Source organism: Aeromonas sp. (assembly GCF_050633025.1).
Lineage (GTDB): Bacteria > Pseudomonadota > Gammaproteobacteria > Enterobacterales > Aeromonadaceae > Aeromonas.
In genome coordinates, this window is sequence record NZ_JBODRQ010000008.1 from 20,469 (window position 1) to 32,251 (window position 11,783).

The window sequence follows — 11,783 nt, forward strand, 5'->3', positions numbered from 1 at the left end:
ATGGTGCCACATGGTTGGGCTTTTGTACGTAACTTCCAGTAGCCTGCCGCGCTGCGCTTGGCTGCTGGTTTGTTCGGTGAGTCGAAAAGATGACTGACGAGAACGCAGCCTGTGCCGTGACGCAGGTACTGGGTCAGTTGGAACGGCTGGCCATGGGGCTGGGATGCGCTGTACTGTTTGTACACCACACCAGTAAATCTGCGGCATTCCAAGAAGCTGGCGATCTGCAGCAGGCAAGCCGTGGTTCGTCGGTACTGGTGGACAACGCTCGCTGGCAGGCCTATCTCGCCACTATGACCAAGAAAGAGGCGCAGAAGCTGGGCGTATCGGTAGAGAAGAGCCTGCTTTACGTGCGGTTTGGGGTAAGCAAAAGCAATTATGGACCGCCACTACCGGAGCGCTGGCTGGAGCGGAGGGAAGGTGGCGTGCTGTACCCCGCTGGTTTGGACGAAATACGCTGGGCTGGAGGCAAACGTGCCTTGCTTTGAATTGACTCATGCCCGGCACGACCATATGCACTGCCTTGCTCCCGGGTTGTTTAGGGCGATCTCGCATGGCCAACGCCGCCGAGACAAGCTGGAGGTGATTTACCGTTTCGGTGGTGGCAATCAGATCGAGTTCTCCGGGCCTGAGCCGTTGGGTGCAGATGACCTCCGTGTGCTTCAGGGGTTGGTTGCCATGGCTGGACTTGAGTCACAAAGTAACGAGATTGAGCCAGTTGCAGTGAGCGAAACTGGGACGATATTGCGAGATCTTCTGGATCTTCGTTGGGATGCCAACCAACAAAGGGTATTGGTGGTCAGAAGCAGCCTGCGCAAACTGGCCAAGGAGATTGGATACGCCAATCCTCGGGATACCAATACTGTACGTTGCTGTATCGAGCGGTTATGGAAGGTGTCGGTGATCGCAAAGGTGGCTGGCCAGCGTAGCGGATTTCGCTTATTGGCGAACTATGTCAGTGACACTCAGACTGATGGGCTTTTTGTGGCGCTTAATCCCTTGCTGACCTACGCCATTATGGGTAATGGTCGCCATGTTCGTATCGACATGACAGAAGTTCGGCACTTGAATGGCAGCATCGCTCGGTTGTTGCATCAGCGGCTATGTGCCTGGGTGGATTGTGGTCAGAAAAGGGCAGTGCAGTTAGACACCTTGGTCGCTTATGCCTTTCCCGATGAGGTCAGCACGGCCACCCATCGCAAGCGGCAATCACGAGTTCGCAAGGCATTGGATGAGCTGACTGCTTTGGGCTGGTCTATCTGCGAACATGCCAAGGGGCGGTTTACCATCGGCCGGCCTGCACTATCACGATAACGGTCACAAGCAAATTCAGTGAAACCCAGTTACTGCTTGGGCTGCAGGGCGATCCTGGAATCCGATATATGTTATCTAATATAATCTAGGCCAGCGCATGGTTGCGCTGGCCTATTTGTTGGCTCTTCCTGGCCATGATCTCGTCGAGGGTGCTTCTATCACCCCAAGACATTGGGGAAATCGAGCATGGCATCTCTGCGCCGCGATTCAAGAATGTCGGCGTAGATCTCGGTGGTTCTCAGCTCACTGTGTCCCAGCAAGCGGGAGAGGGTATAGATATCGACGCCGCGGTTAAGCTGGATGATGGCGAAGGTATGACGCGCGCTGTGGAAGGTGACCTTCTTGGTTATACCCGCCTGCAACGCCCACCGGGTGAGCTCCATGTTGTGCCAAACCGAGTACTTGAGGCCCTTGAAGATCAGCTCTGTTGCCTTGTCTGGGCGCCCCATAAGCTGCATCGCCATGTCATTCAAATCCAGGTATTGCAGGCCGCTGGTCTTTTTCTGGGTGAAGACGATACGGTAATGGCCATAGAAGGGCTCCAGCTCGGCCCAGGTCAACTTGTGAATGTCGGACCAGCGTAAGCCAGTGCAACAAGGGAACAGAAAGGCGCGCTTAAGAACGTCGTAGCGGCACTCGGCCTGGGCTAGCGCTCGTACCTCGTCTTCGGTCAGGTAAACCCGTTTGTTCTTCTCCCCCTGGATCGCTTTGACACGTCTTACCGGATTATCCGGTAAGACGTGCCTGCTCTGCCTGCTCTGCCTGCTCTGCCTGCTCTGCCTGGTTCAGGGCTGCCCTTAACTTGTTGAAATAGGCACTCTGGGTGTTGCGGCTCAGTGGTGTGCCGCTTTTTGGTCTGTAACCTCTTGGAAGTACTCGAAGAAGCTGGCCTTGTTGGCGTTCGAGAAATCCAGATGGTGTTTACCAGTCTCGTACTCGAAGAGTCGCTTGGCGCGGATGGCTTCGGCTGCTCGCTGGGTTTCTTTGTTGTGGAGCCGCTGTGCTGGGGTACGCGGCTTGTCATACAGGAAGAGATCCAGGGGCTCTCTGCTGCGTTTGTGCTGGCGGATGCCCGTGGTTGGGTCAAGGTAGGAGCCGGCGTAGTAGGTTAAGCGCAGATCGCGCTTGCCTTCGGCGTCCGGTTCGCGGAATTCGATGCTGATCTTCATAAGTGTGTCCCCCGAAAGTACCCCGAGAGGTTACTTCGGGGTACTCTCGGGGTAAATTCTCACGAAACAAGATCAGGCAAGAATAGCCAGTAAAAAACAAAGTCCAACATTTACAATGTCTTATGTTCTCACTGGCTACTTTTTATTGCTGATTTTTCACCACATTACTTGCCGATGCAGAAGCTGGAGAAGATGCGGCCCAGCAGATCGTCGGAGCTGAATTCGCCGGTGATCTCGGAAAGGGACTCCTGCGCCATGCGCAGCTCTTCGGCCACCAGCTCGCCAGCTACGAACACATCCAGCTGCTCCTTGGCCACCAGCAGGCGCTCGGCGGCGCGCTCCAGCGCATCCAGATGGCGGCGGCGGGCCATAAAGCCCCCTTCGGTGTTGCCCTGGAAGCCCATGCAGGCTTTCAGGTGCTCGCGCAGGGCGGGCAGCCCCAGCTCGGTCTTGGCGGAGATGCGGTAGACGGCGTGGCCCTGCTCCTGGCTTGGTGCCAGCTCCTCGCCGGTCAGGTCAGCCTTGTTGCGAATGACGGTGAGGCCGATATTTTTTGGCAACCGATCAACAAATTCCGGCCAGATCTCCCGCGGGTCGACCGCGTCTGTGGTGGTGCCATCCACCATAAACAGAACCCGATCGGCCTGTTCAATTTCGGCCCAGGCACGCTCGATACCGATCAGCTCCACCTTGTCCTGAGTGTCGCGTAGGCCGGCAGTGTCGATGATGTGCAGCGGCATGCCATCGAGATGGATGTGCTCGCGCAGTACGTCGCGGGTGGTACCGGCGATCTCGGTGACGATGGCTGACTCGCGCCCAGCCAGGGCGTTGAGCAGGCTCGATTTGCCAGCGTTGGGACGACCGGCAATCACCACCTTCATCCCTTCCCGCAGCAGGGCGCCCTGTTTGGCTTCCCCGCGCACGTCGTCCAGCTCGGACATGATGGTGTAAAGGTCGCCCGCCACCTTGCCGTCGGAGAGAAAATCGATCTCTTCATCCGGGAAGTCGATGGCAGCTTCCACATAGATGCGCAGCCGGATCAGGCTCTCCACCAGTTGCTGGATTTTATTGGAGAACTGCCCCTGCAGGGAGTGCATGGCGCTGCGGGCGGCCTGTTCGCTGGAGGCTTCGATAAGGTCAGCGATAGCTTCGGCCTGGGCCAGATCCAGCTTGTCGTTGATGAAGGCGCGCTCGCTGAACTCGCCGGGGCGGGCAGGGCGGATGCCATCGATTTTCAGAATGCGGCGGATCAGCATGTCCATGATGACGGGGCCGCCGTGGCCCTGCAGCTCCAGCACATCCTCGCCGGTGAAGCTGTTGGGCGCTTTGAACAGCAGGGCGATGCCCTGATCCAGTACCTGGCCTTGCTCATCCTTGAACGGCAGATATTCGGCGTAGCGCACCCGCGGGAGCTTGCCGAGCACTATCCCGGCGACCTGTTCGGCTGCGGGGCCGGAGACCCGGACTATGCCGACGCCACCACGGCCTGGCGCGGTGGCCTGGGCCACGATCGTATCTGTTGTCATCTTGCTTGGCTCGTTTGTTCGCTGATAGGAAAACGTAGTGGGGACATTGTAATAAAAAAGGCGGCCCGAAGGCCGCCTCTTTTGTCATCACGGGAAGATTAGCTGCGTGAATGCAGTCCTTTCTTCTCCAGCTGACGATAGATGATGGTCTGCTGGATGATGGAGATGACGTTGCTCACCAGCCAGTAGAGAGTCAGGCCAGCCGGGAACCAGAGGAACATGAAAGTGAAGATGATCGGCATGAACTGCATCACTTTCTGCTGCATCGGGTCGGTTACGGTGGTCGGGCTCATCTTCTGCAGATACCACATGGAGGCACCCATGAGGATTGGCAGCACGAAGAAGGGGTCCTTCACTGACAGGTCAGTGATCCACAGGGCAAACGGCGCGTGACGCAGTTCAACAGACTCCATCAGTGCCCAGTAGAGGGCGATGAAGATCGGCATCTGAACCAGGATCGGCAGACAGCCACCCAGCGGGTTGACCTTCTCCTTCTTGTATAGCTCCATCATGCCCTGAGACATCTTCTGGCGGTCGTCGCCGAAGCGCTCGCGCAGGGCCGCAATCTTGGGTTGCAGCATGCGCATCTTGGCCATGGAGGTGTACTGGGCCTTGGTCAGCGGGAACATGATGCCGCGCACCAGCAGGGTCAGCATGATGATGGCCAGACCCCAGTTCTGGACGAAACCGTGGAACACGGTCAGCAGCCAGTGCAGCGGTTGGGCGATGAACCACAGCCAGCCGTAGTCGACGGTCAGGTCGAGGTGGTTAGCCACCTTGGCCATCTGGTCTTGCAGCTTGGGACCGACCCACAGTTTGCTGGTCACTTCAGCCTGTTGGCCGGCAGCCACGTCAACCAGCGGCGCCTTGTAACCGATGATGGCCTGGCCTTTGCCTGGGATCACGCGGCTGTAGAAGCTGTTGGTATCGTCGGCATTCGGTGCCCAGGCAGAGACGAAGTAGTGTTGCAGCATGGCGACCCAACCACCCTTGGTGGTCTTGTTCAGGTCGGCATCCTTCATCTCGTCGAAGGTGTACTTCTTGTAGCGGGTATCTTCGCTGGAGAAGGCACCACCACGGTAAGCGCTGGCTACCATGGCATGACCTTCCTGATCCTTCGGTGTGGCTACGGTCTGCTTCAGCTGACCATAGAACTGCACCTGAACCGGCTCGGCAGATTTGTTGTCGATCTTGTAATCAACGCCAACGGCATAGTCACCACGCTTGAGGACGAACTCCTTGGTGAAGACCACACCCTTGCTGTCGGTCCAGGTCATCGGAACGACGACTTGATCCTGACCATCGGCCAGCTGATAGCTGGTCTGGGTGGCTTCATAGGTAGGACGACCTTCGGCCTGACTGTCCGGACCGTTGCGACCCACCAGACCACTCTGGGCGATATAGAGGTGCTCTGGCTGGCTGGTCAGCAGCACGAACGGTTGGTCCTTGCCCTCTTCCCGTTTGTGAGACAGCAGTTCGGCAGATACAACGTCACCACCCTGGGTATCCAGGGTTAGCTTGAGCACGTCGGAGGAGACGGTGATCAGCTTGCGTGCGGCAGTCGCGTTGGCTTGCTCGGAAACCTGAGGAATATCACCGGTCTGACCGGCTTCAGGTACGAAATGTTCGGTTTGGGCCACGGTAGTCGGGGCCGGCTTTGGAGCCTTGTCGGACTCCCACTGTAGCCAGAGCAGAAAGCTCACGCACAGCAAACCGATCAGGAGTAGATTGCGTTGTGATTCCATAGTCTTCAGTTTCTTCGCTTTGGTTGCGGAACCGGGTCATAACCACCCTCGGATAAGGGATGGCATTTTAATAGACGTTTGCTAGCTAACCAAACGCCTTTTATGAAACCGTGAAGTCGGATGGCTTCTATCGCAAATTGGGAACAAGTTGGAGTAAAACGGCAGCGCGGCCCCAGCAGAGGGCTAATGATTAGCTGATACAGTCGTATCAGTTTGATAGCTATCCATTGCAACGGCGTGACAGAGTGCGCCATAGCTTTTCCAGTAACTTGAACAGTTCCTCGTTATCCATCTCTTTCACACCGGCCTTGGCGATCACCACGATGTCGATAGCGGGTAGCTGATGTTGTTTGAGGCGGAAACTTTCCCGGACCACCCGTTTGACACGGTTACGCCAGACGGCACGCTTGAGTGCTTTTTTGGGCACAGCGAGACCAAGACGAGAGTGTTCGAGTGAATTGGGGCAGGCGAGAAGCGTAATTTGCGGGGAAGCAGCCCGGACAGGCTCGGCGAAAACGCGTTTGAAGTGTTCGGGAGTTAACAGACGTAACTCCCGAGAGAAGGTGTGCTGGGTAGGCATTAGACTACCAGGCGGGCACGACCCTTGGCACGACGAGCGGCCAGAACTTTACGACCGTTGGCAGTTGCCATGCGGGCGCGGAAACCGTGAGAGCGCTTGCGCTTCAGGTTGGACGGTTGAAAAGTACGTTTCATGATTCGATTCCGTATTTCTGTACAGTTTTGATTGTCACACTTAGCCGACGCGCCAGCTATAGCGTGTGACGACTAGCAAAAGAGGCCGAATTCTAAACAGAGTTCGGCTTTTAGTCAATCCGCCGTTCCCTCTCGTCCTGCCATGGTCTTGAAAAGGCCGCTGCCGAGCGTGAGGATCCAGAGGATCAAGGGCTCCGGATTATACTGGCAACCCGGGGTTAAACAAGGGATCCCTCAATAAAAAAGGCGGCCAGGCCGCCAAAGAGAGAGCTATTTAAGGACTTTCCGCAAGAACTCCCGGGTACGGGGATCCTTGGGATCGACCAATATCTGATCCGGCGGGCCCTGCTCGACGATCCGCCCCCCTTCCATGAAGATCACCCGATCGGCAACATCACGAGCAAATTCAATCTCATGAGTCACCACCACCATGGTCTGGTGCTGGCGGGCCAACTCTTTCATCAGTCCCAAAACCTCGTCGACCCACTCGGGATCGAGGGCCGAGGTGGGCTCGTCAAACAGGATCACCTTGGAGTGGGCCGCCATGGCGCGGCCAATGCCGACCCGTTGCTGCTGGCCGCCGGAGAGGGAGGCTGGATAGGCATCCTGCTTGTCGGCAAGACCAATGTCCTTGAGGATGCCGAGCGCTGTGGCGCGGGCCTCCGCTTTTGGCTGCTTCCAGACGGTGATCAGCCCTTCGGCGATGTTGTCGAGCGCTGTTTTGTTGGCAAAAAGGGCGTAGTTCTGGAACACGAAGGAGGCCCGCTTGCGCAGCTCGATCGCCTGCTGCTCGCTGGCATTTGCCAGATTGAGCTGCAGATCGTCGATGGCAAGCGAACCTGCATCCGGGGTCTCCAGCAGGTTCAGGCAGCGCAACAGAGTCGACTTGCCGGTGCCGGAGGGGCCGATGATGACGACAATTTCCCCCTTTTTGACCTCCAGATCGATGCTGTTGAGCACCTGATTGCCGTGATATGCCTTGGAGAGGCCGGTTAGCTTGATCATGAGAGCCCTCCTTTAATAGGCACGGTTGAGACGAATTTCCAGCAGATGCTGCAAGCGGGTAAAGAAGATCACCACCACCCAGTAGATCAGCGCCACCGCCATAAAGCTCTCGAAGAACTTGAAGGAGGAGGAGGCTTCCATCTGCGCCTTGCCCATGATCTCGGCCACTCCCAGGGTGAACGCCAGCGAGGTGCTCTTGATCATGTCGATGAAGTAGTTCATCAGCGACGGGGTGGCGATACGGGCCGCCTGCGGCAGGATGATCCGCTGCATTGCCTGATAACGGCTCATGCCAATACTGAGCGCCGCTTCCATCTGGCTTTTGTGAATGCCGAGGATGGCTGCGCGGATCGACTCGGCCATATAGGCGGCGAAGTGCAGGGTCAGACCGATGATGGCGGCGGTAAAGGCATCCATCCCCACGAAGATCGGGAACAGCTGCGGCAATCCGTAGTAGAGCAGGAACAGCTGAACGAGTAGCGGTGTACCCCGAAAGAACGAGATATAGAGCATTGCCAGCCAGTGGATCGCGGGGACGCGAAACACCCGTACTATCGCCAGGGCCAGCGACAGTACGAGTGCCAGCACGAATCCCCACAGGGCCATTTCCATCGTGGTGCCCAGGTATTTGAGCAGGATGGGAAACAGCCCCAGCGTGTATTCGAGGTCAAATTCCATCATTTATTTGTCGGTGATGTCGGACGCGAACCATTTCTCGGAGATCTGACGCAGGGAGCCATCCTTGCGCATGGCGGTCAGGGCCTCGTCGACCTTCTTCAGCAGCGCCTGTTTCTCCGGGGTCTTCAGGAAGGGCAGGGCATTCTCGATGGTTTCGAATGGTTCGCCAACCTGTTGCAGCGGCAGCTTGGACTCCTTGATCAGCTGGGCGGTGGAGACGCGGTCCATCACGAAGGCGTCGATGCGACCCAGGGCGACATCCTGCTCGAAGGCGGAGTCATAGGTGCGTATATCGATCTTCTTGTTCGGGTCGCTCTTGCGCAGCAGCTCTTCAAAGTTGGATCCCAGGTTCACGGCAACACTCTTGCCTTCCAGATCCTTGATGCCGTGGATGGTGCTGTTGCCCTTGCGGACCACGATCTGGGCGCCGTCATAGACGTAGGGCTGGGAGAAGTCGTACTTCGCCTTGCGCTCGTCGGTGATGGTGATCTGGTTGGAGATGGTATCGATGCGGCCGGTTTCCAGCATGCCGAACAGGCCGGAGAAGCTGGCTGTCACGAATTCGACCTTGTAGCCGGTGCGCTCGCCGATCTGGGTCCACATATCCACTTCAAAGCCTTGCAGCTTGTCCTGCTTGACGAAGGTGAACGGGAAATATTTGCCAGACATGCCGACCTTGATGGTCTCCTGGGCGATGGCCTGACCGGACAGGGTGGCGAGCAGGATGGCTGCGCCGGAAATCAGTTTGATGGATGTTTTCATGGGGTTTCTCTCTCTAAATGTCTTGTATTTGTAGTTGTAATAACTGGTTTGGCCCTGATGTTATTGGAATAAAATTTAAAAAATAAATGACATTTGGTTATATGAAATAACAGAAGAGAAGCACGGGATCGACTAATCCGGATGGTGGATCAAGCTGTGGGTAACTTTGGGGATGAAATCCGATCCAAAGGCGCTGGATCCTTGAAAGTCAAGGATCTTATTTGCTGGATCCGCCGGGCGATGGCTGGAGATCCGGCGGCTAAAAACGTAGAATAGCCGGTCTTTAGTTAATCAATAGACAGGAGTTTAGAGTGACTGCTTCGCTATGGCAGCAGTGCCTTAACCGGCTGCAAGATGAGTTGCCCTCGGCAGAATTCAGCATGTGGATCCGGCCGCTTCAAGCGGAGTTGAGTGACAATACTCTGACCCTGTATGCACCGAATCGCTTTGTTCTGGACTGGGTACGAGACAAGTATCTCATCCGGGTGAATGGCATCATCAACGAACTCTGCGGGGTCGATGGCCCCGCCCTGCGTTTTGATATAGGCAATCGTCCCCATCCTGTTGCTGTCGCCCGAGCGCCGGTACAGGGTGCCGCGCCTGTGAATAACTTGCAGAAGAGCTGGGAAAGCAAGGCTGAAGCCAAGCCCGAGCCGAACCACAAGAGCAACACCAACGTGAACTATACCTTCGAGAATTTCGTCGAGGGTAAGTCCAACCAGTTGGCGCGTGCGGCTGCCCGCCAGGTAGCGGACAATCCGGGTGGTGCTTACAACCCGCTGTTCCTCTATGGCGGCACCGGCCTGGGTAAAACCCACCTGCTGCACGCCGTTGGTAATGCCATCAAGGAGAGTAAAAAAGATGCCAAAGTCATCTATATGCACTCCGAGCGGTTTGTTCAGGACATGGTGAAAGCGCTGCAAAACAACGCCATTGAAGAGTTCAAGCGTTACTACCGCAGCGTCGATGCCCTGCTCATCGATGACATCCAGTTCTTCGCCAACAAGGAGCGCTCCCAGGAGGAGTTCTTCCATACCTTCAATGCCTTGCTGGAAGGTAACCAGCAGATCATCCTGACCTCGGATCGCTATCCGAAGGAGATCAACGGTGTCGAGGATCGCCTCAAGTCCCGCTTCGGCTGGGGCCTGACCGTGGCGATCGAACCGCCGGAGCTGGAGACCCGCGTCGCGATCCTGATGCGCAAGGCAGACGAGAACCAGATCCATCTGCCGGACGAAGTGGCCTTCTTCATCGCCAAACGTCTGCGATCCAACGTCCGTGAACTGGAAGGCGCCCTCAACCGGGTGATCGCCAACGCCAACTTCACCGGCCGTGCCATCAACATCGATTTCGTGCGCGAAGCGCTGCGCGACCTGTTGGCGCTGCAGGAGAAGCTGGTCACCATCGACAATATCCAGAAGACGGTGGCGGAGTACTACAAGATCAAGCTGGCGGATCTGCTCTCCAAGCGTCGTTCCCGCTCCGTTGCCCGTCCGCGCCAGTTGGCGATGGCGTTGGCCAAGGAGCTGACCAACCACAGTTTGCCGGAGATAGGTGATGCCTTTGGTGGCCGTGACCACACTACCGTTCTTCATGCCTGCCGCAAGATCGAGCAGCTGAAGGAGGAGAGTCACGACATCAAGGAGGACTATTCCAACCTGATCCGTACCCTTTCTTCCTGATAACGGAATTGAGTGGACAGATGCAGCGCGAATATTCCAACCTGATCCGAATCTTTTCCTCCTAATCACAACGGAGAGCACAGATGCAGCTCGAAATTAGCCGTGAGGCCCTGTTACGTCCTCTGCAACTGGTGTCCGGCGCCCTCGGCGGCCGACCGACCCTGCCGATCCTCGGCAACGTGCTGCTTGATGTCAGCAACGGTCTGCTGTCACTGACCGGTACCGATCTCGAAGTAGAGATGAGAGGTTTGGTCTATCTGAACGGGGCCAGTGAAGATGGCCGCACCACAGTACCGGCGCGCAAGCTGCTGGATATCTGCCGTGGTCTGCCGGAAGGCGCCGAGATCCGTCTCAATACCGAAGGCGAGCGCCTGATCATCCGCTCCGGTCGCTCCCGCTTTAACCTCTCGACCCTGCCGGCGACCGAGTATCCGAACATCGAGGATTGGGAATCCGTGCTCGAGTTCGATATCAGCCAGCTGGAGCTGAAGAAGCTGATCGATGCGACCCAGTTCTCCATGGCCAGCCAGGACGTGCGTTATTACCTGAACGGCATGCTGTTCGAGAGCGAAGGTCACGGTCTGCGCACCGTGGCGACCGACGGTCACCGTCTGGCCACCTGCCGCCGCGAGGTAGTAGGGGAATCGCTACCCGATCATCAGGTTATCCTGCCGCGTAAAGGGGTACTGGAGCTGGTGCGTCTGCTGGAAGCGGAAGACAAGCCGGTGCGGCTGCAGATCGGTCGCAGCAACCTGCGCGCTGCGCTGGACGGCTTCATCTTCACCTCCAAGCTGGTGGATGGCCGCTTCCCGGATTGGCGCCGCGTCATTCCGCGCAACAGCGACAAGGCCCTGATCGCCGGCCGTGAGGATCTGCGTCAGGCGTTTGCCCGCGCCGCCATCCTCTCCAACGAGAAATTCCGTGGGGTGCGTCTCAATCTGCAGGAAAACCTGCTGCGCATCACCGCCAACAACCCGGAACAGGAAGAAGCCGAAGAGCTGCTTGACGTACAATATGCCGCTGGCGAGATGGAGATCGGCTTCAACGTCTCTTATGTGCTCGACGTGCTGAATACGTTAAAATGTGACCAAATTCGGATTAGCCTGAGCGATTCCATCAGCAGTGCCATTATTGAGGATTTTGAACATCAGGATGCTCAGTATGTGGTGATGCCGATGCGGATCTAGT

At 56.9% G+C, this 11,783-nt stretch carries 14 protein-coding genes; 4 read left to right on the top strand and 10 right to left on the bottom strand.

The window, feature by feature from the left end; all coding sequences use genetic code 11:
* Window positions 1-89 precede the first annotated feature (89 nt).
* Complete coding sequence (locus tag ACRAUW_RS02150) at window positions 90-488, top strand: hypothetical protein (RefSeq protein ID WP_431360982.1); 399 nt, start codon at window positions 90-92, stop codon at window positions 486-488.
* Window positions 475-1,314 (top strand): replication protein C, IncQ-type, encoded by an 840-nt coding sequence (repC, locus tag ACRAUW_RS02155; RefSeq protein ID WP_431360983.1) that lies wholly within the window; start codon window positions 475-477, stop codon window positions 1,312-1,314. Before ACRAUW_RS02150 ends, repC begins: the two co-directional genes overlap by 14 nt.
* A gap of 158 nt (window positions 1,315-1,472) precedes the next feature.
* Here the strand turns inward: repC and ACRAUW_RS02160 are convergent, their stop codons facing one another.
* From ACRAUW_RS02160 to ACRAUW_RS02205, 10 genes are all read right to left on the bottom strand, one after another.
* Complete coding sequence (locus tag ACRAUW_RS02160; RefSeq protein WP_431361006.1) at window positions 1,473-2,018, bottom strand: site-specific integrase; 546 nt, start codon at window positions 2,016-2,018, stop codon at window positions 1,473-1,475.
* A gap of 129 nt (window positions 2,019-2,147) precedes the next feature.
* Entirely contained in the window at window positions 2,148-2,483 is a 336-nt protein-coding gene (locus ACRAUW_RS02165; protein WP_431360984.1) for a hypothetical protein, read from the bottom strand.
* A 164-nt stretch (window positions 2,484-2,647) separates the two neighbouring features.
* A complete protein-coding gene (gene mnmE / locus ACRAUW_RS02170) occupies window positions 2,648-4,009 on the bottom strand; it encodes a tRNA uridine-5-carboxymethylaminomethyl(34) synthesis GTPase MnmE (RefSeq protein WP_431360985.1) in 1,362 nt (453 codons plus the stop codon).
* Between the two features lie 98 nt (window positions 4,010-4,107).
* Complete coding sequence (gene yidC, locus ACRAUW_RS02175; RefSeq protein WP_431360986.1) at window positions 4,108-5,754, bottom strand: membrane protein insertase YidC; 1,647 nt, start codon at window positions 5,752-5,754, stop codon at window positions 4,108-4,110.
* 5 nt (window positions 5,755-5,759) lie between these two features.
* Entirely contained in the window at window positions 5,760-6,008 is a 249-nt protein-coding gene (yidD, locus tag ACRAUW_RS02180) for a membrane protein insertion efficiency factor YidD (protein WP_431360987.1), read from the bottom strand.
* Window positions 5,975-6,334 (bottom strand): ribonuclease P protein component, encoded by a 360-nt coding sequence (rnpA, locus tag ACRAUW_RS02185; RefSeq protein ID WP_005339313.1) that lies wholly within the window; start codon window positions 6,332-6,334, stop codon window positions 5,975-5,977. The genes yidD and rnpA overlap by 34 nt, the downstream gene beginning before the upstream one ends.
* Complete coding sequence (gene rpmH, locus ACRAUW_RS02190) at window positions 6,334-6,468, bottom strand: 50S ribosomal protein L34 (RefSeq protein ID WP_005307156.1); 135 nt, start codon at window positions 6,466-6,468, stop codon at window positions 6,334-6,336. The genes rnpA and rpmH overlap by 1 nt, the downstream gene beginning before the upstream one ends.
* Window positions 6,469-6,738: 270 nt before the next feature.
* Window positions 6,739-7,473: an amino acid ABC transporter ATP-binding protein gene (locus ACRAUW_RS02195; RefSeq protein ID WP_431360988.1), complete on the bottom strand. Its 735-nt coding sequence runs from the start codon at window positions 7,471-7,473 to the stop codon at window positions 6,739-6,741.
* A gap of 12 nt (window positions 7,474-7,485) precedes the next feature.
* Window positions 7,486-8,154: an amino acid ABC transporter permease gene (locus tag ACRAUW_RS02200; protein ID WP_431360989.1), complete on the bottom strand. Its 669-nt coding sequence runs from the start codon at window positions 8,152-8,154 to the stop codon at window positions 7,486-7,488.
* Entirely contained in the window at window positions 8,155-8,913 is a 759-nt protein-coding gene (locus ACRAUW_RS02205) for an amino acid ABC transporter substrate-binding protein (RefSeq protein WP_431360990.1), read from the bottom strand. It abuts the gene before it with no gap.
* Between the two features lie 311 nt (window positions 8,914-9,224).
* Between ACRAUW_RS02205 and dnaA the strand changes: the two genes are divergently transcribed.
* The gene (gene dnaA / locus ACRAUW_RS02210; protein ID WP_005339307.1) at window positions 9,225-10,595 is read left to right on the top strand and encodes a chromosomal replication initiator protein DnaA; all 1,371 of its coding nucleotides are present in this window, start codon (window positions 9,225-9,227) and stop codon (window positions 10,593-10,595) included.
* Window positions 10,596-10,678: 83 nt separating this feature from the next.
* On the top strand, window positions 10,679-11,782 hold the full coding sequence (gene dnaN / locus ACRAUW_RS02215; protein WP_431360991.1) for a DNA polymerase III subunit beta: 1,104 nt from the start codon (window positions 10,679-10,681) through the stop codon (window positions 11,780-11,782).
* Window position 11,783: the final 1 nt, after the last annotated feature.

Excerpts from the sequence above, each read along its gene's own strand:
- rpmH (WP_005307156.1), bottom strand. The coding sequence starts at position 6,468 with ATGAAACGTACTTTTCAACCGTCCAACCTGAAGCGCAAGCGCTCTCAC.
- rnpA (WP_005339313.1), bottom strand. The coding sequence starts at position 6,334 with ATGCCTACCCAGCACACCTTCTCTCGGGAGTTACGTCTGTTAACTCCC.
- ACRAUW_RS02195 (WP_431360988.1), bottom strand. The coding sequence starts at position 7,473 with ATGATCAAGCTAACCGGCCTCTCCAAGGCATATCACGGCAATCAGGTG.
- dnaN (WP_431360991.1), top strand. The coding sequence starts at position 10,679 with ATGCAGCTCGAAATTAGCCGTGAGGCCCTGTTACGTCCTCTGCAACTG.
- mnmE (WP_431360985.1), bottom strand. The coding sequence starts at position 4,009 with ATGACAACAGATACGATCGTGGCCCAGGCCACCGCGCCAGGCCGTGGT.
- ACRAUW_RS02165 (WP_431360984.1), bottom strand. The coding sequence starts at position 2,483 with ATGAAGATCAGCATCGAATTCCGCGAACCGGACGCCGAAGGCAAGCGC.
- ACRAUW_RS02150 (WP_431360982.1), top strand. The coding sequence starts at position 90 with ATGACTGACGAGAACGCAGCCTGTGCCGTGACGCAGGTACTGGGTCAG.
- yidD (WP_431360987.1), bottom strand. The coding sequence starts at position 6,008 with ATGGCGCACTCTGTCACGCCGTTGCAATGGATAGCTATCAAACTGATA.
- ACRAUW_RS02200 (WP_431360989.1), bottom strand. The coding sequence starts at position 8,154 with ATGATGGAATTTGACCTCGAATACACGCTGGGGCTGTTTCCCATCCTG.
- ACRAUW_RS02205 (WP_431360990.1), bottom strand. The coding sequence starts at position 8,913 with ATGAAAACATCCATCAAACTGATTTCCGGCGCAGCCATCCTGCTCGCC.
- yidC (WP_431360986.1), bottom strand. The coding sequence starts at position 5,754 with ATGGAATCACAACGCAATCTACTCCTGATCGGTTTGCTGTGCGTGAGC.